This is a genomic window from Tatumella sp. JGM91 (genome assembly GCF_018257575.1).
GTDB lineage: Bacteria > Pseudomonadota > Gammaproteobacteria > Enterobacterales > Enterobacteriaceae > Tatumella > Tatumella punctata.
Genome location: NZ_JAERJP010000010.1, coordinates 56,206 through 80,293 on the forward strand (window position 1 = coordinate 56,206; position 24,088 = coordinate 80,293).

The following is a 24,088-nucleotide window of genomic DNA, read 5'->3' on the forward strand; positions in this document are numbered from 1 at the left end:
TAAATCCATATTCTAATGGTTTGTTTTTATTGTGTTTTTTGTTTTATCTTCTGCAAATCATTGATATTAAAAAACAGGCCATTTGAATGACTATTTAAATATTTTTTTTCGGCAAAAAATAGGCTGGAAAAAATAAAGTCTATAGTTTAATTTCCTCTTCATCAGGTCAGTGAGTTTATTGATAATCTCTCTTTCACCAGGTATCTGAACATTTATTGCTTACTTTTATAATAAGTAATATCCGCCCTGATCATTTATACAAAGTATAATAATGAGGATCTTATGTGTGATAAAAACTATTTAGTGGTTGTGAATAAGGCTATAAGCACCACAACACCACTGACGCCGATAGAGCAAACTGTCGAAAAAATCACCACGTCGTTGTTTAGCAAAGGGGAGCAGGTCAGATTCTCTGCCAACTATGCTGAAGCCACTAACTATGTCAGCTCCACCGCCCCGGTCGACTGCGTGATGCTGGAGTGGGCTCCGGAGAAAAGTGCAGAAATTACTGCATTTTTAAAACAGTTACGTATCCGTCACGAAAAAGCCCCCGCATTTCTGCTGATTAATTCTCACCAGGATAATGCATCAGTCACAGCGGAAGTGATGGGTGATGTCAGCGAAACGTTCCTGGTTCTGGACGATACCACTGACTTTATTGTCGGCCGTTTACAGTCCGCCGTCGCCCGCTATGAAAAAGTCATTATGCCGCCACTGATGGCGGCAATGATGAAATATGCCAAAGAGAAAGAATATTCATGGTCAGCGCCGGGACATCAGGGCGGTATTGGCTTCTGTAAAACGCCGGTGGGCCGTAAATTCTTTGATTTCTACGGTGAGAATATCTTCCGTACCGATATGGGTATTGAAAGGGCGTGTCTTGGCTCGATGCTGGATCATACGGGGGCTTTTGGTGACAGTGAAAAATATATTGCCGGTGTATTTGGTGCCGACCGCTCTTATTCACTGGTCGTCGGGACGTCCGGGGCTAACCGTACCATAATGCAGGCTTGCTGTACCGATCAGGATATTGCTATCTGTGACCGTAACAGCCATAAGTCCATTGAACAGGGATTAATGTTAACCGGTGTTCATCCGGTATATATGACACCGACCCGGAATGCTTACGGCATTATCGGACCTATCCCGAAAGCACAGATGCAGCCGCAAGCATTACAGGCACAAATTAAACAGAACCGGTTTGCCAGTCACGCGGCTAACCCGCGTCCGGTGTACAGTGTGGTGACTAACTGTACCTACGACGGTCTTATCTATAACGGTGATACTATTCAGCATCTGCTGGGTCAGAGCTGTGACCGTATTCACTATGATGAAGCCTGGTTCGGTTATTCCCGCTTTAACCCGATTTATAAAAGCTTCCATGCAATGCGTGGTGATAAAGCGGCACATACGGCCGATCAGCCAACAATTTTTGCCACTCACTCGACCCATAAATTACTGAATGCACTTTCTCAGGCGTCTTATATTCATATCCGTGAAGGGCGCGGTAATGTGAAACCGGCTCAGTTCAGCCAGGCGTATATGATGCATGCCACCACCTCACCGCTGTATTCTATTGCGGCGTCTAACGATGTGGCAGCAGCGATGATGGAAGGTAATCAGGGGGTTAATTTAACCACCGAAGTTATTGAAGAAGCCGTTGAGTTCCGTCAGGCAGTGGCCCGTGCTTACCGTGACGCAGAGCAGAATAATGACTGGTTCTTTAAACCGTGGAACGCTGAGACGGTAACCTGTCCGCGGACCGGCAACCGCTATGCGTTTGCGGATGCACCGGAAGAGTTACTGGTGAAAGAGCAGTCGTGCTGGACCCTGGATCCGCAGGACAGCTGGCACGGGTTTAATGATCTGGATGAAAACTGGGTGATGCTGGATCCGGTGAAAGTCAGTCTGCTGACACCGGGCCTGAACGGCGATGGCAGCCTGCAGGATAATGGTGTCCCGGCCGCGCTGGTTACTGCTTATCTGTCCAGTCTCGGGATTGTGCCTACCCGGACCACCGATTTCCAGGTCATGTTCCTGTTCTCTATGGGGGTGACCAAAGGTAAATGGGCAACTCTGATGAACAGCCTGATTTCGTTCAAAAAACATTATGATGCTGATGCATTGTTATCTGAAGTTTTACCGGGACTGGTCGAAACAGATCCTGAATTGTATGGCACGATGACCATGCAGCAACTGGGTCAGCGGATGATTAGTTTCCTGAAAACCCATAATCCGAGCGAACAGCTGAATAAAGCCTATTCAACTCTGCCACAGATGGATATGCTGCCACGTGATGCCTATACCCAGCTGGTCAGAGATAATACTGAACTGGTATCCATCTATGATCTGGCGGGCCGTACTGCCGCGAACTCGGTAATCCCTTATCCGCCAGGAATTCCGATGCTGATGTCCGGTGAAAACTTCGGTGATAAAAACAGTCCGCAGATTGCTTACCTGCAGGCGTTACAGGCATGGGATGATGCCTTCCCGGGCTTTGAACATGAAACGGAAGGTGCCGAAAAAGAGCAGGGTGTTTATCACGTCATGTGCGTCAAGGCAGTATAACGCTACGGTTCTGAGCATTCAGTATTTATAAGTACAGCGATATTATCTGTACTTAGCATCGGGCAGCAGGGGATACTTTGCTGCCTTTTTATTCTCAGGACGTAAAAATAATTATTCATTTATAAATGTTCAGAGTTATTTATATAAGAACTTCTTAGATCAGTATGTTTGTCATTAAAAGTTATCGGATGTATTTATTTGTGCGGCTTCTGTACATATAATGCTATAGCCGCTGAGATACATGATTAAAGTCAATGAATGATTAGTATATGAATATTTATCGGGAATATTCTGGCCGGAAATGGTATTTCTGTGCGCACAACAATAATATTCCCTATGTATTAATTAATTCAGAGAAACACCATGGCCGATATCATAAAAAACATTAAACATTTAGACCTCGATAAAGCATTTCAGCAGCTATTAAGAGAGGAACGATTTGGCTCTCAGGCCGAATTTGTCGATTATCTGACTGCCAATGGCTTTGAACATATTAACCAGTCCAAAGTTTCCCGTATGCTGACCAGCTATGGCGCGGTACGCACCCGTAATGCGCGGATGGAAATGGTTTATTGTCTGCCCGCCGAACGGGGTATTCCCACGGCAAAAACTACCCTGAAAAGCTCAGTTCTGAGTGTTGAAACCAATGACTGGATGGTCGTTGCCCATACGGTGCCCGGAGCGGCTCCCCTGATTGCCCGGTTACTTGATTCCTGTGGTAAATCTGATGGAATATTAGGTACAGTTGCCGGTGATGATACTATTTTTGTCGTTCCTGTAATTGGTATTAATTCTCAGCAGTTACATCAGTCAGTGGTCAGTATTCTTAATTCCGACGGATAATGGAAATAACTATCCGTATTCAGTGAATAAATAATGGATTATATTTTCTGTGGTCAACTTATATGAAGGTGATTTATGGATATAAAATATATTCTGGCTGAAAAAGTCAGACAGGCAATGACACAATGTCATATAACCACAGATAAGCCGGTTTCAGCCCGTCCTTCAGCCAGGCCAGAATATGGTGATTATCAGATAGACAGTATGATGGCAATTGCCAAATCACAGGCAACGGACCCGCTGAAATTAGCGCAACGGGTTGCCGGCGAGCTGATGAATAATTCACAGTACCGGCATATTATTGCCCGGGCAGAGGCCGTTCACCCCGGGTTTATTAATCTGTTTCTTAATGATCGCTGGTTACTGGAGCAGGCAGAGCTGGCATTTAATGATCCGCGTTCAGGGGTGGCCAGACAACCGGCACAACATGTGGTGGTGGATTATTCTTCACCGAATGTCGCCAAAGAGATGCACGTCGGGCATTTACGCTCGACCATTATCGGTGATGCCAGTGTCAGAACTCTGGAATTTCTCGGTCATAAGGTGACCCGGGTAAATCATATTAGTGACTGGGGAACTCAGTTCGGGATGCTGATCACTTATCTGGAGCTGGCCGAAAACGACGGAAATATTTCGCTGTCTGATCTGGAGGGTTTTTATCGTGCGGCGAAAAAACGCTACGATGAGGATCCGGCCTTTGCCCTGAAAGCCCGCAGTTATGTGGTGAAATTACAGCAGGGCGATGAATATTGCCGCCGGATGTGGCATAAGCTGGTGGATATTTCCATGGCCCAGAACCAGAAGAACTATGACCGGTTAGGGGTATCGTTACAGCGCAAAGATATCCGCGGCGAAAGTGCTTATAACGATATGCTGCCGGAGATTGTGGATGATCTGCTGGAGCGGGGGATTGCCACCGCCGAACAAGAGACGGTTATGGTTTTTCTGGACAGTTACCGTAATAAGCAGGGAGAACCGATGGGGGTTATTGACCGTAAGCAGGATGGCGGATACCTGTACACCACCACGGATATTGCCTGTGCCAAATACCGTTATCAGGCCCTGCACGCTGACCGGATCCTTTACTATATTGATGCCCGGCAACACCAGCATTTAATGATGGCCTGGGAAATTGTGCGCCGTGCCGGTTATGTTCCCCCGTAGGTCAGCCTGGAGCACCATAAGTTCGGTATGATGCTGGACAAAGAGGGTAAACCCTTTAAAACCCGTGAAGGGGGAACCATACGGCTGGCAGAGTTACTGGAAGAAGCGGTGGTGCGTGCTCATAAACTGGTCAGCGAAAAATCCCCCGACTTATCGGCAGCAGAGCTGACGGAGCTTTCAGAAGTGATAGGGATTGGGGCGGTAAAATACGCCGATCTGTCGAAAAACCGTATCACCGACTATGTGTTTGACTGGGATACCATGCTCAGCTTTGAAGGGAATACGGCCCCTTATATTCAGTATGCCTGCGCACGTATCAGTTCGATATTGCGCAAAGCGGAAAGCAGTCACCCGCTGGCCGCGACCTTATCAGGTGATTTGCTGTTCAGCTCGGCAACTGAACGTTCCCTGACAGTGAAACTGCTGCAGTTTGAAGAGGCGCTGCTGGCGGTGGCGAAAGAGGGGATGCCGAATATTATGTGTAATTACCTGTATGAACTGGCGTCGCTGTTCTCTGGTTTTTATGCCAGTTCACCGATCCTCAGCCATGATCATCCGGCGGAACGGCAAAGCCGTCTGGCACTGGCCGCGCTTACCGGGCGGGTATTACGTCAGGGGATGGATGCCCTGGGGTTAAAAGCGCCGCAAAGAATGTAATGTTTAACCGCAGGCCGTCAGGCCTGCTATATTGCAGACCAAAAAAAAGCTTATCAAATATGATTTGATAAGCTTTCTTAGTATTGGTTGCGGGGGCCGGATTTGAACCGACGACCTTCGGGTTATGAGCCCGACGAGCTACCAGGCTGCTCCACCCCGCGTCCGTGGATGCGCACTATACTCTTCATGGCCTCTGATGCAACCCATTTTGCAGAAAAACCGTAAAAAAAACCGCGGGCTGCTGAATTTTCCGGCACTTTTTGTTTTTTTATGTAAATCCCCGGCACCGGCCGGACGGATGATTTAATTATTATCATCCCTCTGCTATCTTCGCCTCAGATTATCTATTGAAGGCAGCGTAATGAAAGGAAACTGGGCGAAATATGCAGTGACAGGGGCATTTCTGGCCATATTAGCCGGATGTTCTTCAAAACCCACTGATCGAGGTCAGCAGTATAAAGACGGAATACTGGAACAGCCGTTTGCATTAGTGAATCAGCCTAATGCCAAGGGGATACCGGTCAATGCCCGTGATTTTGCAGAGCAGGTCCGGCAGATCCAGCTGGCGTCCGGCGGATTATTTAACCGTAATCTCGGGACTTATCAGGCGATTGAGAACTGGCTGGCGGCCGGAGGAAATACCCGGCAATTACGTCAGTTCGGGGTAAATGCCTGGCAGATGGAGGGAATGGATAATTACGGTAACGTGCAGTTTACGGGCTACTATACGCCAGTGATCGAAGCCCGTTATACCCGACAGGGTGAATTCCAGTACCCGATCTATCGTATGCCGCCACGCAAACGGGGATATAAATTACCCAGCCGTGCTGAAATTTATAACGGAGCTATCAGTTCACGTTACGTGATTGCGTGGAGTAATTCATTAATTGATAACTTTATGATGGATGTGCAGGGCAGTGGTTACGTCGATTACGGTGATGGCCGGCCACTGACCTTTTTCGGCTATGCCGGTAAAAATGGCTGGGGCTACCACAGTATCGGTAAAGAACTGATCGATCGCGGCGAAGTAAAGCGTGAAGATATGTCGATGCAGGCGATCCGCGAGTGGGCTCAGAACCATTCCTACCCGCAAGTGCGTGCTTTGCTGGAAACAAACCCGTCGTTTGTGTTTTTTAAACCCGAAGAATATACCCCGGTGCGGGGCGCCAGCGCGGTACCGCTGATTGCTAAAGCCTCGGTGGCTTCCGACCGCTCCCTTATCCCGCCCGGTACTGTGTTACTGGCGGAGATCCCGCAACTGAATGATAAAGGGAAATTTAACGGCACTTACCAGATGCGGCTGATGGTTGCGCTGGATGTCGGCGGGGCGATAAAAGGACAGCATTTCGATATTTATCAGGGGATTGGCCCAGAAGCGGCACATCTTGCCGGTTTTTATAATCACTATGGCCGCGTCTGGGTGTTAAAATCAGCCCCGGGGACAGGTGTTCTGACCCGGTAACGGATCCCGGCGGCGGGGCCGGTCAGCCGATTATCCGCCGGGCGGTGTTGCTCGGCGGCAGAAAATAAAGTGAACAGAAAGAGGATCTATGCCGGAAGTTACCGAAGCCTGGCGCCAGCGTTTTGGCGGTACTGGCCGCCTGTATGGTGAGCAGGCGCTGAATTTTTTTGCTGAGGCTCGTTTTTGCGTTATCGGTATTGGTGGCGTCGGGTCATGGGCGGCTGAGGCATTAGCCCGCACGGGTATCGGCAGCCTGACATTGATCGATATGGATGATGTGTGTGTGACAAATACCAACCGGCAAATTCATGCATTGCGCGCTAATACCGGTCAGTCTAAAACGGAGGTGATGGCGGAGCGTATCCGGCAGATTAACCCGCAGTGTGAGGTTGTGTGTGTGGATGATTTTGTGACGCCGGACAATGTTGCACAGTTAATCGGTGACGGGTTTGATTATGTCATTGATGCGATTGACAGTGTCAGACCAAAGGCTGCCTTACTGGCCTATTGCCGTCGTCACAAAATACCGCTGATCACCACCGGTGGTGCGGGCGGCCAGACTGACCCGACACAGATTGCGGTGGCTGACCTGGCGAAAACCATTCAGGATCCGCTGGCAGCCAAACTGCGTGAACGGCTGAAATCTGATTTCTCAATAGTCAAAAACAGCAAGGGTAAGCTGGGAATAGACTGTGTGTTTTCCACCGAAGCGCTGGTCTACCCGCAACCGGACGGCAGCGTATGTGCCTCGCGCAGTACAGCGGAAGGCCCGAAGCGCATGGATTGTGCCTCGGGTTTCGGGGCAGCAACCATGGTTACTGCCAGCTTTGGTTTTATTGCTGTTTCCCATGCCCTGAAAAAGTATATTGCCCGTAAACAGCGTCAGCTGGCTGCCGTGGCAGCACAGGAATAAGCGGGTATCAGGCGGTGGCAGCCCTCAGACGGATGGCGGCGGCCAGAGCATCCAGTCCGCTGCTGCGGCTGGCACTTAGCTGGTTTTTCAGGCCCAGCCGCTCAAATATCTGTAACGGATCAAGCACAGCCAGTTCACTGGCTGTTTTCCCTTCGCACTCCGTCAGTAACACGGCCAGCAGTCCTTTGACGATCCGCCCCTCACTGTCACCGTAAAAATGAAAGCGGCCATTATCCAGTAACTGGCTGCCGAGCCAGACACGGTTTTCACAGCCGGAAATTTCAATCTCAGGTTGTTTCAGCTCTTCCGGTAGTGCGGGTAATTTTTTACTCAGCAGGATCAACTGCCGGTAACGTTCTTCCCAGTGGCTGAATGCAGAAAACTGCTCAGCTAACTGTGCGGCGGTGATTTCTGTGGCAAACGGATGCGGGGCAATCACAGGGGACATAAAGTTACTCACTTAGTAGCTGAATAGCAGTACTGACTGCACGAACCAGCGCGCTGACATCCTGCTGATTATTATAAGGGGCAAATGACGCGCGTACGGTACCTTCAGTATGCAGCGCGGTCATCAGCGGTGCGGCACAATGCTGGCCGGCACGCAGGGCAATCTGCTGCTCGGCTAGTAAGGTGACCAGATCAGATGCATGGATCCCCTGCACCGTAAAGGAGAGCAGCGGTGCGTTATGCTGGCGGAAACTGCGGAATCCCGGCAGCGCTGCCAGCTGTGTTTCTGCCGCCTCTGCCAGTGCACGGCTCCAGTGTTCGGCGGCCTGATGGTCGAGCGCGGATAAGAAATCGAGGGTTGCAGCGAAGGCATACACCCCGGCAATATTGGGGGTGCCTGCTTCAAAGCCCCAGGGGGCCGGCCGCGCGGTGAAGCCGTCAAAACTGACCTGCTCGATCATTTTTCCCCCGCCGACCGAAGGGGTCATCTCCTGCAGCCGCTGTTCTCTGGCAAACAGGACACCCAGCCCGGTCGGGCCGTACATTTTATGGGCAGAAAAAACATAGAAATCAATCGGCAATGCCTGTAAGTCAGGGGGCTGATGTACCACGCCCTGGGCACCATCAACCAGTACTTTTACGCCGGCCGCCTGCGCCAGCCGGGTGATTTTTTCCAGATCCGGCATAACACCGGTGACATTTGACATCTGGCTGACGGCCAGTAACCGGGTGCGTGCATTCAGCAGTGCCGGCAGCAGGTCATAACGGGGTAAACCGGCAGAGGTGACCGGCCATTTGACCACTTTTGCGCCGCGGGCTGCGGCCACCATCAGCCACGGAATAAGGTTCGCGTGATGTTCCATTTCACTGACCAGTATTTCGTCGCCGGGCTGCAATTGCCCGGCCAGCCAGCTATTTGCGACCAGATTAATGGATTCTGTGGTGCCACGGGTCCAGATGATTTGTTGTGTCGCTCCGGCATTCAGCCACTCTGCAACCTGCTGGCGGGTATTTTCATAGCGCCTGGTCATCCTGCGGGCTCCGCTGTGCTGGCTGCGATGGACGGTACCGGCACTCTGGTAAAATGCGGTACTGGCGTTGATCATTGCCAGTGGTTTCAGGGCTGTCGCAGCACTGTCCAGATAAATTTCATCTTTGTCCAGCGCCGGGAACTGGCGGCGGAAGTCCGCAGGGTTAAAACCATTCATAACGTACTCTTGTCCGATAAATTTAAGATAAGGCTGAAAACCGGGCCGCTGACTGGCAAGTTGCCCGGTTTGTCATATGCTTTATGTAGCCGACTGTTGTCACTACAGGACGACAGTGCTGATAGCGATCAACAGTCAGGTCGCACCATGAAATAATGGCTGACAGTGTAAGATACTCTTAAGGAGATAATAAATGAAAAAGCCAGTCGCAGCAGTTTTCGTTATTTCAGCGCTTGTGTTCACTCTGGCCGGTTGTTCTTCTAATTACATTATGCATACCAGTGATGGCCGTACCCTGGTGGCTCAGGGGAAACCGGTGCTTGATGATGATACCGGTATGATGGTTTATAAAGACAGTAATGGTCATCAGCAACAGATTAACCGTGCTGATGTAAAAGAGATGAGCAGGGTCGGCCAGTAACCCTGGTGGTCGCAGCCGTGGTGTCACCGGCGGCTGCTCTGTTTTTCTGAGACTGTCGCTCCCACCGCCGGTCTTTTTTATCCGCGAATTTTTCCTCGGAATATTACCGGCGCAGCCCCTCTTTTTCAGCAATCACTGTCCGGATATTCATTAAATAAATCTATCCAAAAATGCGTTTACATGCCGCGCAAACGATTGTTATCTGTCGTTGTGTGATTGGCTAATCAAAAATACTGAATTTTTATTGCCTGCCAGTGGGATATGCCGCCAGGGGAATTTCAGGCAAAAAAAAACACCGCATAAAGCGGTGCTGTAAAAAATATAAACTATGGACAGACAGGGTATATCACAGGAAATAAACAGGTCTGAAAAACAGACCAAATGCAAACACAACATCACCACCCAAAGCCAAAAGCAAGCGGTCTGACAGAGACTGAATGCTTTCCGTTCCGGCTCAGGAAAGTGCGGCAACTATAGGTATTTGCTGGAGCTTCCTCAATGGACAATTTATAATGCTTCGGATAAAAAAAACTAATGCCTGGTGCTTTGCTGCCCCGGGTGTCTCTTTAGTCTTTGGGTCTGAATATTGTTATGTCAAAACGACTGCCTCCGCTAAATGCCCTGAAAGTGTTCGACGCCGCAGCACGGCACCTGAGTTTTACCCGTGCTGCCGAAGAGCTGTTTGTGACTCAGGCCGCTGTCAGCCACCAGATTAAGTCGCTGGAGGATTTTCTCGGATTGAAACTGTTTCGCCGCCGCAATCGTTCGCTGCTGCTTACCGAAGAAGGGCAGAGTTACTCGCTGGATATTAAAGACATTTTTTCTTCCCTGAATGATGCAACCCGTAAGTTGCAGGCCCGCAGTGCCAAAGGGGCCTTAACCGTCAGTCTGTTACCCAGCTTCGCCATTCAGTGGCTGGTTCCCCGCCTGTCCAGCTTCAATCAGGATTGTCCGGGGATTGATGTCCGTATCCAGGCTGTCGATCGTGAAGAAGATAAACTGGCGGATGATGTGGATGTGGCTATTTTTTATGGCCGGGGCAACTGGCCGGGATTGCGGGTGGAGAAATTATATGCAGAATATCTGCTGCCGGTCTGCTCTCCGGCGTTACTGACCGGGGAACATTCCCTGAAAAGTCCCGCTGATTTAATTCACTTTACCCTGTTACATGATGCGTCACGGCGCGACTGGCAGGCTTATACCCGGCAGCTGGGGTTGTCACAGGTGAATGTGCAGCAGGGGCCAATTTTCAGTCATTCATCGATGGTTTTACAGGCCGCGATCCACGGACAGGGGATCGCACTGGCGAATAATGTTATGGTGCAGAGCGAACTTGAGAGCGGGCGACTGATCAGCCCGTTTAATGATGTTTTAGCCAGTCAGAATGCTTTTTATCTGGTTTGTCATGACAGTCAGGCAGATCTGGGTAAAATAGCCGCTTTCCGGCAATGGATTCTGGCAAGAGCCGCCAGTGAGCAGGAAAAGTTTCGTTTCCGGTATGATGAACACTCCCCGCAGTGGCCCGCTGGCACGATGAGGAACAGGTAATGTCCAGCCGTACAATGTTTATTTTTGTCGCTATCAGTGGGTTTCTGCTGGTGGCATTCGGGGCATTTGGCGCCCATGTATTAAGTAACACTCTGGGAAATAATGAAATGGCCTGGATCCACACCGGGCTGGAATATCAGGCGTACCACACCCTGGCAATACTGGGTCTGGCGGCGGCGATGCTGCGCCGGGCCAATATCTGGTTCTACTGGAGTTCAGCGATGCTGGCTCTGGGCACGGTGTTATTCAGCGGCAGTCTGTACTGCCTGGCGCTGTCTCACCTGAAAATTTTTGTATTTGTAACGCCTGTCGGAGGTCTTTGCTTCCTGGCAGGATGGTTTTTGATGTTGATTGGCGCCCTGCGTCTGAAACGAAAGGCGAGCAGCCATGAATAAAGTTTTATTATATTGCCGGTCCGGTTTTGAAAAAGAATGTGCGGCTGAAATCACTGCCCGTGCCACGGCATTAGAAGTGTACGGTTTTGCCAGAGTTAAAGATAACTCCGGTTATGTTATCTATGAATGTTATCAGTATGAAGATGCCGATAAACTGATCCGCGAAATTCCCTTCCGGTCGCTGATTTTTGCCCGGCAGATGATTGTCGCCGGTGAACTGCTGCGTGATTTACCGCCGGAAGACCGTATTTCGCCGATCAGCGGTATGCTGACCGGTGTGACAGAGAAAGGCGGTGAACTGCGGGTTGAAGTTCCGGATACTAACGAAGCTAAAGAGTTACTGAAGTTCTGCCGTAAATTTACCGTACCGTTACGCGCGGCATTACGGCAGAACGGTATTTTGCTGAAATATGAAAGCAATAAACGGCCGGTGGTGCATGTGTTCTTTATTGCGCCCGGAACCTGTTATGTCGGTTATTCTTACCCTGATAATAACTCGGCATTATTTATGGGGATCCCGCGGCTGAAATTTCCGTCTGATGCCCCGAGCCGTTCGACCCTGAAACTGGAAGAGGCATTTCATGTGTTTATCCCTGCGGATGAATGGGATGAACGGCTGGGCAGCGGGATGTACGCGGTGGATCTCGGTGCCTGTCCCGGTGGCTGGACATATCAGCTGGTGAAACGCAGCATGATGGTATACGCCGTGGATAATGGTCCGATGGCACCTTCCCTGATGGATACCGGGCAGGTGATGCATCACCGGGAAGACGGATTTAAATTCAGGCCACCAGGATCGAATATCAGCTGGCTGGTCTGCGATATGGTAGAGAAGCCGGTCAGGGTAGCGACACTGATGACTGAATGGCTGGTAAACGGCTGGTGCCGGGAAGCTATCTTTAACCTGAAATTACCGATGAAAAAACGTTATGAAGAAGTGACCAGTAATCTGCAGATGATCGAACAGGCGCTGGCTTCAAACGGGGTTAATGCACAGATTCAGGCGCGCCAGCTGTATCATGACAGGGAAGAAGTGACTGTGCATATCCGCCGTATCTGGAGCGCAACCCCGGGACGGCTCGACGAGCGTCACTGATCAGCGTCGCTGCCGGCGGGCAGATAACGTAAACTTTTTAAATTGCCCTGCAGGTTCAGGCCGGTGGATAAACGTGCCACCCGGCGTGACAGCAGGGCGATTTGTTCTGTCCCCTGCAGTTTTTTCTGCCACTTCTCCGGTACCTGATCGAGTTGCTGATACAGCTGTTCAAGGGTATTAAACCGGTTAATCAGTTCGCTGGCGCTTTTCGGGCCTATACCGGAAACACCCGGAATTTTACTGCTACTGATCCCGCATAATCCCCAGTAATCAGGCAACTGCTGCGGACTGACACCATATGTTTCGCGGATAAAGGGCACATCCAGCCAGCGTTTCTGAAAGTAGTCCCGTAACCGGATATCCGGAGCCAGTAACTGACAGTATCCTTTGTCCGTAGAGACAATGGTGGTCTGATGTCCGGCCTGAGACATTTTGCTGGCCAGGGTTGCGGCCAGATCATCGGCTTCATCCTCTCCGGCCTGCCAGCAGTGAATACCAGAGGCTTCGAAAAGCTGTTGCAGAGAAGGCATCAGTTGTTTTAAGTCATCCGGCATGTCCGGGCGACCGGCTTTATAGCCACTGAGTTGCTGATGACGCCAGCCCCGGCGCTGGTGAGGATTATCAAATACCGCCACCACATGGGTCGGCTGACTATGCTGCAAAAGCTGGCGCAGGGCAGAGCGGGTACCGGCAGCACAACTTCCGGCCTGCACCGCGTGAATACGGCGGATAAGATTTAATGCGTCAATAATCAGTAAATGGAGTGTCATAATCGCCGGAGAGTCGCTAAAGGGGACCAAAACCGCCAGTGGCGGAAAGTCTGCCGGCGGGATCCCCGGCCGGCAAACATGCTGTCTTATTTGATAATTTCGTAGCAGGGAATATAGGCACTGCCCGGTAATTTCATCCGGTGCTGTGCAATAAAGCCCTGCAACAGGGTATCCATCCGCTGCATGATATCTGCATCGCCATGAATTTTAAACGGCCCGTGGGCGTTAATTTCGCGGATCCCGCTGTCTTTTACGTTACCGGCGACGATACCGGAAAACATCCGCCGCAGGTCAGCGGCCAGTTTATCCCCGGGCTGATCTTTATACAGGTTCAGGGCTGCCATATTGGCATGGGTCGGCTGAAACGGCAGTTGCAGATCCGGCTCAATCCGTAATGACCAGTTAAAGCTGTAAGCATCGCCGGTTTCGCGTCGATACTCTTTGACGGCGGGCATTGCCTGTCTGATAGTTTTAGCTACAGCCGGTGCATCGCCGATAATGATTTTGTAATGGCGGGTCGCCTCTTTACCGAGGGTATTTACAATAAAGTCATCCAGTATCCGGAAATAGTCGGCACTTTCTTCGGGGCCGGTCAGGATCAGAGGCAGCACCTGTTGACTGTTAGCCGGGTGCATCATAATACCCAGCAGATAAAGCAATTCTTCGGCAGTGCCGACCCCGCCCGGGAAGATAATAATACCGTGGGCGATACGGACAAATGCCTCCAGACGTTTTTCGATATCCGGCATTATGATCAGTTCATTGACCAGTGGATTTGGCGGCTCAGCAGCGATAATTGAAGGCTCTGTCAGGCCGATAAAACGACCGTCACGGTAACGCTGCTGGGCATGGCCGACGGCGGCACCTTTCATCGGGGCTTCCATAACTCCGGGGCCGCAGCCGGTACAGATATTCAGTTCCCGCAGGCCAAGCTGAGTCCCGACATCGCGGCAGTACTGATATTCCACCGGGTTGACCGAATGTCCGCCCCAGCACACAACGTTATTCGGTAACTCACCGATATGCAGCGCACGGGCATTACGTAAAATGGAAAACACCATATTGGTGATAAATGCTGAATCTTCACTGTGCGGGTCACGGAAGCGCCGGGAGTTGTTCAGTTGTCCGGTAACAAACAGAATATCCCGCAGTACTGCAAATAAGTTGGCTTGTAAGGAACGGATGATTTGCCCGTCGACAAAGGCATCTTCCGGCGGATTAATCAGTTCCAGTTTTACCCCGCGTTCGCGGCGCAACACATTAATATCAAAATCGCCGAAGCGTGAAAGTAATTGCTGGCTGTTATCTGTCTGACTGCCTGAATTGAGTACCGCCAGCGAACAGTTACGGAACAGCTGATATAAATCGCTGCTGGCTGTTCTTTTCAGCATATCGACTTCCATTTGTGAAAGCAGATCCATGGCCCCTAACGGGCTGATATGTGTAATCAAGAGAACTCCTTACTCCCCCGGAGGGGCTGCTGCATCACACAGCGGCTGAACATTGATTTGCCGTGACGCCGGCTCCCTGTCCGGTTATCTCAGGGATCACCGGGTTATCAAAGTATCGCTGTAGTCTCAGTTTTCACAAGGTTTTTACGTGCCTATTCTGTTTGCAGCCAGGAAGTTGCGGCCTGTTTCCCGGTCACTGACAGTGATATTGCGGTAATGACCGGGCAGTTTGCAGACAGTATTACTGGCGGGCCAGCCGTACGTCCGGGGCATCAAAGGGAACATTACTGCGCCACGGGTTGATATCCAGCCCGCCACGCCTTGTGTAACGGGCATAGACCGTCAGTTCCTGTGGCTGACAGAAGTGCAGTAAATCATTAAAAATACGCTCTGCACATTGTTCATGGAACTCGTTGTGCTGACGGAAAGAGAGCAGATAACGTAACAAGGCTTCCCGACGAATACGCGGGCCACGGTAGCGAATCATAACGGAGCCCCAGTCCGGCTGGGAGGTAATCAGACAGTTTGATTTTAACAGATGGCTGACCAGGGTTTCTTCGACCAGTTGCTGGTCCGTAGCTTCAGCCAGTAGTGTATTGTCGAAATGGTAATTGTCGACGCTAATCGGCAGGTCATCGATACATTCGCCGTCAAAGGCACCGATCGGCTGGCCGGCGTATTCACTCAGGCCATGCAGGGTGATGCGGACAGTGCCTTGCGCACAGGCGGCGAGATCCTGTTCCAGGGTACGCCTTACGCTGTCACGGTCAGCGAATTTTGTCTGGTTGAAGCTATTGAGATACAGTTTAAAGCTTTTAGACTCAATCAGATTCCGGCTGTCGGCGCTGAGGGCCATATTACCGATGGCGACTTGCGGAACACCCTGATTATTCAGCCATGACAGTTCATAAAGTGTCCACAAGTCTTCGCCGTGAAATGGCAGGTTATCGTCCCGCAGATTCAGTGCATCACGGTTAAGGCTGCGGGGAACCGCCTGTAATAACTGCGGTGCGTAATGTTCCGTATAGGATGTTTGTTTACCCAGAGTCAGTCCGTCGAGCGCCTGATGATGGTCATAATGATTCATAACAGTACCACTGATAAAATAGAGTTGTGCTCAGTGTACCCGATCAGAAGTGAGAAAATGAATGATGCAGCAAATCTCAGAGGCGATGGCGGGTTTTACCCGCCGTTATTGCGACCAGTGGCAGCAGCAAACCGGCCATTTACCCTACAGTGAAGCATTGTATGGCATGGACTCTCCCTGTATTACCGCCAGCGATCAGCATGGTGTTTACTGGCAACCGCGGGAATTTACTTTACCTGCCACCCTGGATGCAGTGGAACGCGGGCTGGGGATTGTGATTCAGCCTGCCGTTGCCGGCTGGTATACCAGCCAGTTTGCCGGCGATATGCATGCTGCATGGCAGGGAGCACCTCTGACCCTGTTACAGGCATGGAATGAAGATGACTTCAGTCGGGTACAGGAGAATCTGATTGGTCACCTGGTGATGAAACGCCGTCTGAAACAGACGCCGACACTGTTTATCGCTGCTACCGATCTGGACACTGAGATTATTTCGGTCTGTAACCTGAGCGGGGAAGTGATCAGAGAAGCACTCGGCACTAAAAAACGTGAAGTTTTGTCGAAAACTGTCGATGATTTTCTTAGTGAATTAGATGTTGTTGTAACAAATTAAGCAGTTTGTTTGTTTTCGATGGTGAGAGATCCCTGATACAGAGCGGAGTACAGGGAAAAGTCCCCCTTTATTTATCGACGAAGAGTGTTTATAAATCCTTATTTATTAAGTGGTTTATTTTTAAAGTCGTTGAATTATATGAAAAAATAAGATTATTTCAGTGTAAATTTTGTTGCGAAAAACCACAACTCTGCCAGAATGGCTTCCACGGGCAGGATGCCAGGGAAGTCAGGTTTTCAGGAAGAAAACAACCCAGGGATGGTGGTGTTTTTACAGGATGTAGAACACCGCAAGGTTATTTCAGGAAGAAGTAACCTGCTCTTATAAAAGAGCAAAATACACCTCCGCAGGAGGGGAATATAGCTGTAGTGGATATATGGCACCTCAATGGACCAGATGACCGTCAGGATGATACGGTAGCAACTGAAAAAATCCATTGAATCGCAGGGAGCACCAACGTAGCCGGATTGCTGCAAACAGATTGGGAGTACTGTTTTTACAGTACTCCCTTTTTTATCTCCATCACTTTTCAGCTCTGCAATGGTATGCTGGCGCGGTTTTTATCAGTATTAAGGAGAAAAGCTGTGGCTTTGCACCCCATTATCCTTCAGCGCCTCGTGCAACTGGAACAGATTTTACGTGACTATCAGCTGTGGCAGCAGAATGCACCTCATCCGCAGGCGATGCAAAGTGATCAGCCTTTTTGCCTGGATACCCTGCACCCCCTTGAATGGCTGCAATGGGTTTTTATTCCGCGCCTGACGGCCATGATCGATAGCGGCGGCCCGTTACCCGATAATCTGGCGATTGCGCCTTATTTTGAAATGGCACTGGATCCGCAACTCAGTGTTCGTCCGGTTTTGTTAGTGACCTTGAGAAAACTCGATGGCCTTTTCACACAAGAATCCCCGTAATGCTTGAAATTATTTATCAGGACCGATGGCTGGTGGCGGTGAATAAACCCGCCGGGATGCTGGTTCACCGCAGCTGGCTGGATCGCCATGAAAAGACCTTCGTTATGCAAACGTTACGTGATCAGCTGGGACAGCATGTGTTCACGGTTCACCGGCTGGATCGCCCGACGTCCGGGGTGTTGTTATTTGCATTGTCCGCGGATGTCGCCCGGTTATTATCCCAGCAATTTGAACAGCATCAGTTACAAAAAACCTATCATGCGGTGGTGCGTGGCTGGCTGAAAGACGCCGGGACCCTTGACTATCCGCTGATGGAAGAGCTGGACAAAATCGCCGATAAACATTCTCAGGCCCCGCGAGAGGCGCAGTCAGCCGTGACCGGTTACCAGCCGCTGGCAGAAGCCGGGCTGCCGGTGCCGATTGGCCGTTATGACAGTTGTCGTTATACCCTGATGGAACTGACACCCCATACGGGGCGTAAGCATCAGCTCCGACGGCATATGTCCCATTTACGGCATCCGATTATCGGTGACAGCAGGCATGGCGATTTACGGCAGAACCGGGGGGCAGCCGAGCATTTTGGCTGCCGGCGGCTGATGCTGCATGCCAGCTGTTTATCCCTGACGCATCCGCTAACCGGGCAGCCTTTACAGTTGCGGGCGGGTCTGGACAGGGTCTGGCAACAGGCCTTTGTACATTTTGGCTGGCAGGAGTTACTGAATCGCTTCCCGCTGGCTGCCGAACTGGCAGAATGGGATGACAGTCGATCGACAGACACGGGAGAGGGCTGATGGCAACTATCGGAATTTATATCGGGACCGTCTACGGGAATGCTTTGCTGATTGGCGAACAGGCGGAGCCTTTACTGGCAGCCGCAGGGCACCGGGTACAGTTATTTGAAGAACCGACCCTCAGCCAGTGGCTGGATGAGAGTATCCAAATCAGGCTGATTATTACTTCGACCACCGGACAGGGCGATTTTCCCGACACTATTGGCGGATTGTTTTCAGCGATGAAAGAGCAGCAGGGTTATCAGCCTGAGGTGCGTTACGGTCTGATTGCTCTCGGCGACAGCAGTTACCCGGATTTTTGCGCCGCAGGGCTGGCATTTGACCAGTTATTACAGCAGCAGCTGGCCCGGCGTATCGGTGATGTTCTGATGATCGATGCCGGTGAATATCCTGAGCCGGAAATGGCCGCTCTGCCCTGGCTTGAACAGTGGGTTACTTTGTTGTAAACGTGTCTTTTTCTGCCGTTTTGGTTACCGGCATGCTGTATCCGGCTGCCGGTGACGGAACTTTTTGCCCCGCCCCCGGCCGGAAGTGGCCTGAACGCCGGGAGAGTTGTCATTTGCCCGGAGATATTTTTGTATTTTTTAACGCCACGTTAGCGTGTTTTTACGTATCATTAATCTCAGAAGCAGCAGCGGGCCGGATGTTATCATCGTCCCGCACAGCATATCCTAAGCGGACCTGCGTCATCTGCCGCCACTGCCGACTCAGCATCAGAAGGTGTGATTGTTGTCTGAGGGCATATACAGCGGATTTTGATTGTCGAAAACCGTGATGTCACTGACAATAATGGCAGGGAACGGGGCAGTTGCGGGCAGTCGCTATTATGACCGTTTATTGTAAACATAAACTATACATCAGGAACCTGCCAGCCGTCAGACAGCACCGATATCTGCGTGCCCGGTTTTAATAAAAACGACTGACGGGTTCCATTCGTTCCCTGACATTTGCCGGACAATTTTCCGGCAGCCATCGGGCAATGTGCAATATTAAGAGAATAAATAACTGATGGTGCAATTTTACTCATCCGCGAAACGTCCCGGCCCCCGCAAAGAGCTGGTGGTTACTATTGATGACCTTGACCCTTTTGGTCAGGGGGTTGCCCGTTATCAGGGAAAAACATTGTTTGTCAGTGGTGCACTGCCGGGTGAAAAAGTACAGGTCAGGGTACTGGAAGATAAACGTCAGTACTCGCGCGGTAAAGCAACCCGCATACTGACAGGCAGCCCGCAGCGGGTGACACCTGCTTGTCCCCACTTCGGGGTATGTGGTGGCTGCCAGCAGCAGCATGTTGCCGAAGACCTGCAGCAGCAGAGCAAGGCCCGTGCTTTACAGCGTATGCTCAGCCAGTCAGCCGGAGGTAATATTGAGGTGCAGAAAATTATCCGGGGGGATAGCTGGCATTACCGGCGTCGTGCCCGGCTGAGTTTGCGGTGGAATAAACAGCAGCATCAGCTTGATATGGGGTTCCGTAAAAATGGCAGTAGCGAGATCGTCAATATCGGGCAATGCCCCGTATTGGTGCAATCTTTGTCAGAACTGCTGCCGGCACTCAGGCAGTGTTTAGGCGGTTTGCAGGCAGTTCGTCAGCTGGGTCATATTGAACTGGTACAGGCTGATAATACTGCCGTACTGGTGTTACGCCATCTGCAGCCACTTTCTGCAGGCGATATTGCAAAACTGGAACGATTTTCGCAGAGTCATCAGCTGACATTGTTTTTTGCTGCTGAGAATGACACTCTGCAGCATGTTTGCGGAGAACTGCCTTATTATCAGTCGCATAACCTGAAACTGACTTTCAGTCCACAGGACTTTATTCAGGTGAATGATACGGTTAACCAGCAGATGGTGACTACCGCGATTGACTGGCTGGCATTACAACCCGACGACAGGGTATTAGACCTGTTTTGTGGCATGGGCAATTTCACCCTGCCACTGAGTAAGCAGGCAAAAAATGTAGTGGGTGTTGAAGGGGTTGCAGCATTAGTTCGTCAGGCAGCGTATAATGCGCAGCATAATAATTTGCAGAATGTCACATTTTGTCAGCATGACTTAGAACAGGATGTGGCAGGACAGCACTGGGCGGCACAGGGGTTCAGTAAAGTACTGCTCGACCCTGCCAGAGCCGGTGCTGCCGGCATTATGTCGCATATTATTGCGCTGGCACCTGAAAGAATTGTTTATGTGTCTTGTAATCCGGCAACCCTTGCCCGCGACAGTGAACCTTTACTGGCGGCAGGTTATTCCGTGCAACGGGTCGCCATGCTGGATATGTTCCCGCATACCAGCCATTTGGAATCAATGGTGCTGTTTAGCAGAACCTAAACGACCGGACCGGTCGTCATGCAGGAGAAGTTATGGTTGCGGTACGAAGTGCGCATATGAATACGGAGGGAGAATTTGCCCTCGAACAGTGGATTGCCAGCCTGGGGATTGCCAATGAGCAGTCCTGTCAGCGACTGGCGGACTGCTGGCGTTATTGCGAAACGGAAACCAGCCACCATCCGCTTCAACCGATGTTACTGTGGCGCGGTGTTGAAATGGTCGAAATTCTGACTGAACTCAGTATGGATAACGACACATTGCGGGCGGCATTACTGTTTCCGCTGGCAAATGAAAATGTGGTTACTGAGGAGCAGTTAGAAGAGCGCTTCGGCCCGGGCATTGTTTCACTGGTACATGGTGTCCGGGATATGGATGCCATTCGCCAGCTGAAAGCCACACATAATGATTCGATGGCATCAGAACAGGTGGATAATGTTCGTCGCATGTTACTGGCGATGGTGGAAGATTTCCGCTGCGTAGTGATCAAACTGGCCGAACGGGTTGCTCATTTACGGGAAATGAAAGATGCCCCGGAAGATGAACGGGTACTGGCGGCCAAAGAGAGTACCAATATATATGCTCCCCTGGCGAACCGGCTGGGTATTGGTCAGTTAAAATGGGAGCTGGAAGATTACTGTTTCCGTTATCTGCATCCGGATGAATATAAGCGGATAGCCAGACTGTTACATGAACGGCGTATTGACCGTGAACAGTATATCGAAAATTTTGTAGACGGCTTGCGACAGGAAATTGCCCGTGAAGGGGTAAGGGCGGAAGTGTATGGCCGGCCAAAGCATATTTACAGTATCTGGCGAAAAATGCAGAAAAAATCTCTGTCTTTCGATGAGCTGTTTGATGTGCGTGCGGTGAGGATTGTCGCTGAACGTTTGCAGGACTGTTACGGTGCGCTGGGAATTGTTCATACCCTGTATCGTCATTTACCCAGTGAATTTGATGACTATGTGGCAAATCCGAAACCGAACGGTTATCAGTCAATCCATACGGTAGTGCTCGGCCCGCAGGGCAAAACTGTCGAAATACAGATCCGGACCCGGCAGATGCATGAAGATGCTGAGCTTGGAGTGGCTGCTCACTGGAAATATAAAGAAGGGCCGGGGATCACCAGTGCCCGTGGTGCGGCTGGCCATGAAGAGCGTATTGCCTGGTTGCGCAAACTGATTGCCTGGCAGGAAGAGATGGCAGACAGTGGCGAAATGCTGGAAGAAGTCCGCAGTCAGGTGTTTGATGACCGGGTGTACGTCTTTACCCCGAAAGGGGATGTTATTGACTTGCCTTCCGGATCAACGCCCCTCGATTTTGCTTACCATATTCATAGTGATATTGGTCACCGCTGTATCGGTGCCAAAATTGGCGGCCGGATTGTGCCTTTTACCTATCAGCTGCAAATGGGCGATCAGGTCGAAGTGATAACCCAGAAACAGCCAAATCCAAGCCGTGACTGGCTGAATCCTAACCTCGGCTATATTACTACCAGCCGCGGCAGGGCGAAAGTGCATGCCTGGTTCCGCAAACAGGACAGGGATAAAAATATACTGGCCGGACGTCAGATCCTGGACAGTGAATTGAGTCAGCTGGATATCAGCCTGAAAGAGGCCGAAAAACTGTTGTTGCCGCGCTATAACATGACGTCTGTCGAAGAGATTCTGGCGGCGATTGGGGGCGGCGATATTCGTCTGAATCAGATGGTTAATTTCCTGCAGGCGAAACTGAACAAGCCGACAGCCGAGGAAGAAGACCGTATCGCGTTACGCCAGCTGACCCAGAAAAGCCATAGCCAGCAAAACAGTAGCAAAGAGAGTGGCCGGGTGGTGGTGGAAGGGGTCGGAAACCTGATGCATCATATTGCCCGTTGCTGCCAGCCGATTCCGGGGGATGATATTGTCGGCTTTATCACCCAGGGACGCGGTATATCTATTCACCGTGCCGACTGTGATCAACTGGCAGAGCTGATTAACCATGCGCCGGAACGTATTGTGGATGCGGTGTGGGGAGAGAGTTACTCGAGTGGTTATTCGCTGGTGGTACGGGTAGTTGCCAATGATCGCAGCGGCCTGCTGCGGGATATCACCACCATACTGGCCAACGAAAAAGTGAATGTACTGGGTGTCTCCAGCCACAGTGATACTAAAAAGCAGCTGGCGACCATTGATATGGATATTGAAATTTATAATCAGCAGGTACTGGGCCGGATTCTGGCCCGCCTGAATCAGGTACCTGATATTATCGACGCCAAACGTCGTCATTAACCCACTGGCGGTAGTGGCATTCGCCTGTCGCGGGAGAATGCCGTTACTGTCAGGCCAGCCTTTCTTTTTACCGGACTGACCAATGAATCAATCAGATACCGCACTGCAACGTCTGCTGGATATTATGCAGCAGCTTCGAGACCCGCAGCAGGGTTGCCCGTGGGATAAACAGCAAACCTTTGAGACTATCGCCCCTTATACCCTCGAAGAGACTTATGAAGTGCTGGATGCGATTTTCCGTCAGGATCACCATGATTTGCGTGAAGAACTCGGGGATTTACTGTTCCAGGTGGTGTTTTATGCACAGATCGCCCGCGAGCAACAACTGTTCGATTTTTCCGATATCTGTAGCGCTATCAGCGAAAAGCTTGAACGGCGTCATCCGCATATTTTTGCCGGTAACAGCGTGACCGGGGTCGGTGAGATTAACCAGCGCTGGGAACAGCTGAAACAGCAGGAGCGTGAGCAGAAATCGCTGACTTCTGCGCTGGATGATATTCCGCGGGCGATGCCAGCCCTGATGCGGGCCTATAAAATTCAGAAGCGTTGCAGCAATGTCGGGTTTGACTGGAATGAAACCGGGCCGGTGCTTGACAAAGTACATGAAGAAATTGCTGAAGTGATGGAAGAAGCGACCCGGGAAGAGATTAATCCTCAGCGTCTGGAAGAAGAACTCGGTGATTTATTGTTCGCCACTGTTAATCTGTCACGTCATCTTGGCAGTAAAGCAGAGACAGCATTGCAAAAAGCCAATGATAAATTTGAAAAACGGTTTCGTCAGGTTGAACAGATTATTGCCGGACAAGGACTGAGCCTGCCGGAGGCGACATTATCGCAGATGGAGGCCGCCTGGCAGCAGGTTAAACAGCAGGAAAAAAACGGTCAGGGAACGAATAACTGACAGCGACGGATCTGTTTTTCAGTGCCGCTCTGCCGCCGGGCAGGCTGGCTGCTGAAACGGGTCACTCTCCAATCCCCGACAGCGTCTGTTTCCGGCCCCGTCACCTGCAGCAGAACTTTCTGCCACCCCGATGGAGCCAGCGGGCCGGAGATGTTTTCCTGCCATCAGGTGACGTTTTTTTACTGAATAATACCGGCAGAAACGGATTGTCCGTTCTATAATTACCGGTGTTTTTGTACATCCGGCC

At 50.8% G+C, this 24,088-nt stretch carries 20 protein-coding genes, 1 tRNA gene and 1 pseudogene; 16 read left to right on the forward strand and 6 right to left on the reverse strand.

Annotated features, from left to right (window positions below):
* Positions 1 to 282: 282 nt before the first annotated feature.
* From adiA to argS, 3 genes and pseudogenes are all read left to right on the forward strand, one after another.
* The gene (gene adiA, locus JK198_RS08425) at positions 283 to 2,568 is read left to right on the forward strand and encodes an arginine decarboxylase (protein ID WP_212707741.1); all 2,286 of its coding nucleotides are present in this window, start codon (positions 283 to 285) and stop codon (positions 2,566 to 2,568) included.
* A 375-nt stretch (positions 2,569 to 2,943) separates the two neighbouring features.
* Positions 2,944 to 3,411, forward strand: a complete 468-nt coding sequence (gene argR, locus JK198_RS08430; protein WP_343876692.1) for a transcriptional regulator ArgR — start codon at positions 2,944 to 2,946, stop codon at positions 3,409 to 3,411.
* Positions 3,412 to 3,486: 75 nt separating this feature from the next.
* Positions 3,487 to 5,232, forward strand: a pseudogene (gene argS / locus JK198_RS08435) (arginine--tRNA ligase).
* 84 nt (positions 5,233 to 5,316) lie between these two features.
* On the opposite strand, the gene JK198_RS08440 reads toward argS, so the two are convergent.
* Positions 5,317 to 5,393 (reverse strand) — tRNA-Met (locus tag JK198_RS08440).
* Positions 5,394 to 5,593: 200 nt separating this feature from the next.
* Between JK198_RS08440 and mltA the strand changes: the two genes are divergently transcribed.
* Together mltA and tcdA are read left to right on the forward strand one after the other, a co-directional pair.
* Entirely contained in the window at positions 5,594 to 6,694 is a 1,101-nt protein-coding gene (gene mltA / locus JK198_RS08445; RefSeq protein WP_212707744.1) for a murein transglycosylase A, read from the forward strand.
* 88 nt (positions 6,695 to 6,782) lie between these two features.
* Positions 6,783 to 7,607: a tRNA cyclic N6-threonylcarbamoyladenosine(37) synthase TcdA gene (gene tcdA / locus JK198_RS08450; RefSeq protein WP_212710389.1), complete on the forward strand. Its 825-nt coding sequence runs from the start codon at positions 6,783 to 6,785 to the stop codon at positions 7,605 to 7,607.
* Positions 7,608 to 7,614: 7 nt separating this feature from the next.
* Here tcdA and csdE read toward each other — a convergent pair whose 3' ends face one another.
* Positions 7,615 to 8,055, reverse strand: coding sequence for a cysteine desulfurase sulfur acceptor subunit CsdE (gene csdE, locus JK198_RS08455; RefSeq protein WP_212707746.1), 441 nt, complete (start codon positions 8,053 to 8,055; stop codon positions 7,615 to 7,617).
* A gap of 4 nt (positions 8,056 to 8,059) precedes the next feature.
* Positions 8,060 to 9,262: a cysteine desulfurase CsdA gene (gene csdA, locus JK198_RS08460; RefSeq protein ID WP_212710388.1), complete on the reverse strand. Its 1,203-nt coding sequence runs from the start codon at positions 9,260 to 9,262 to the stop codon at positions 8,060 to 8,062.
* Between the two features lie 193 nt (positions 9,263 to 9,455).
* On the opposite strand from csdA, the gene JK198_RS08465 reads away from it, so the two are divergent.
* The 4 genes from JK198_RS08465 (at position 9,456) to rlmM (ending at position 12,722) form a co-directional block, all read left to right on the forward strand.
* The gene (locus JK198_RS08465) at positions 9,456 to 9,683 is read left to right on the forward strand and encodes a YgdI/YgdR family lipoprotein (protein WP_212707748.1); all 228 of its coding nucleotides are present in this window, start codon (positions 9,456 to 9,458) and stop codon (positions 9,681 to 9,683) included.
* Positions 9,684 to 10,274: 591 nt separating this feature from the next.
* On the forward strand, positions 10,275 to 11,231 hold the full coding sequence (locus JK198_RS08470; protein ID WP_212707749.1) for a transcriptional regulator GcvA: 957 nt from the start codon (positions 10,275 to 10,277) through the stop codon (positions 11,229 to 11,231).
* Positions 11,231 to 11,626, forward strand: coding sequence for a DUF423 domain-containing protein (locus JK198_RS08475; RefSeq protein WP_212707750.1), 396 nt, complete (start codon positions 11,231 to 11,233; stop codon positions 11,624 to 11,626). The genes JK198_RS08470 and JK198_RS08475 overlap by 1 nt, the downstream gene beginning before the upstream one ends.
* Entirely contained in the window at positions 11,619 to 12,722 is a 1,104-nt protein-coding gene (rlmM, locus tag JK198_RS08480; RefSeq protein ID WP_212710387.1) for a 23S rRNA (cytidine(2498)-2'-O)-methyltransferase RlmM, read from the forward strand. The genes JK198_RS08475 and rlmM overlap by 8 nt, the downstream gene beginning before the upstream one ends.
* On the opposite strand, the gene xni is transcribed toward rlmM, so the two are convergent.
* The 3 genes from xni to queF all read right to left on the reverse strand — a co-directional run bounded on the left by xni (position 12,716) and on the right by queF (position 16,030).
* Entirely contained in the window at positions 12,716 to 13,492 is a 777-nt protein-coding gene (gene xni, locus JK198_RS08485; RefSeq protein WP_212707752.1) for a flap endonuclease Xni, read from the reverse strand. The genes rlmM and xni overlap by 7 nt on opposite strands.
* An 86-nt stretch (positions 13,493 to 13,578) precedes the next feature.
* Entirely contained in the window at positions 13,579 to 14,943 is a 1,365-nt protein-coding gene (gene ppnN, locus JK198_RS08490) for a nucleotide 5'-monophosphate nucleosidase PpnN (RefSeq protein ID WP_212707753.1), read from the reverse strand.
* A 241-nt stretch (positions 14,944 to 15,184) separates the two neighbouring features.
* On the reverse strand, positions 15,185 to 16,030 hold the full coding sequence (gene queF, locus JK198_RS08495; protein ID WP_212707754.1) for an NADPH-dependent 7-cyano-7-deazaguanine reductase QueF: 846 nt from the start codon (positions 16,028 to 16,030) through the stop codon (positions 15,185 to 15,187).
* Positions 16,031 to 16,091: 61 nt separating this feature from the next.
* Between queF and syd the strand changes: the two genes are divergently transcribed.
* The 7 genes from syd (at position 16,092) to mazG (ending at position 23,841) form a co-directional block, all read left to right on the forward strand.
* On the forward strand, positions 16,092 to 16,643 hold the full coding sequence (gene syd / locus JK198_RS08500) for a SecY-interacting protein (RefSeq protein WP_212710386.1): 552 nt from the start codon (positions 16,092 to 16,094) through the stop codon (positions 16,641 to 16,643).
* Positions 16,644 to 17,227: 584 nt separating this feature from the next.
* Complete coding sequence (locus JK198_RS08505; protein ID WP_343876688.1) at positions 17,228 to 17,557, forward strand: YqcC family protein; 330 nt, start codon at positions 17,228 to 17,230, stop codon at positions 17,555 to 17,557.
* Positions 17,557 to 18,348: a tRNA pseudouridine(65) synthase TruC gene (gene truC, locus JK198_RS08510; protein WP_212707757.1), complete on the forward strand. Its 792-nt coding sequence runs from the start codon at positions 17,557 to 17,559 to the stop codon at positions 18,346 to 18,348. Before JK198_RS08505 ends, truC begins: the two co-directional genes overlap by 1 nt.
* Positions 18,348 to 18,794 (forward strand): flavodoxin, encoded by a 447-nt coding sequence (locus JK198_RS08515; protein WP_212707758.1) that lies wholly within the window; start codon positions 18,348 to 18,350, stop codon positions 18,792 to 18,794. Before truC ends, JK198_RS08515 begins: the two co-directional genes overlap by 1 nt.
* Positions 18,795 to 19,356: 562 nt before the next feature.
* A complete protein-coding gene (rlmD, locus tag JK198_RS08520; RefSeq protein WP_212710385.1) occupies positions 19,357 to 20,673 on the forward strand; it encodes a 23S rRNA (uracil(1939)-C(5))-methyltransferase RlmD in 1,317 nt (438 codons plus the stop codon).
* A 32-nt stretch (positions 20,674 to 20,705) separates the two neighbouring features.
* Positions 20,706 to 22,940: a GTP diphosphokinase gene (gene relA, locus JK198_RS08525; RefSeq protein ID WP_212707760.1), complete on the forward strand. Its 2,235-nt coding sequence runs from the start codon at positions 20,706 to 20,708 to the stop codon at positions 22,938 to 22,940.
* A gap of 82 nt (positions 22,941 to 23,022) precedes the next feature.
* A complete protein-coding gene (gene mazG, locus JK198_RS08530; RefSeq protein ID WP_212710384.1) occupies positions 23,023 to 23,841 on the forward strand; it encodes a nucleoside triphosphate pyrophosphohydrolase in 819 nt (272 codons plus the stop codon).
* Positions 23,842 to 24,088: the final 247 nt, after the last annotated feature.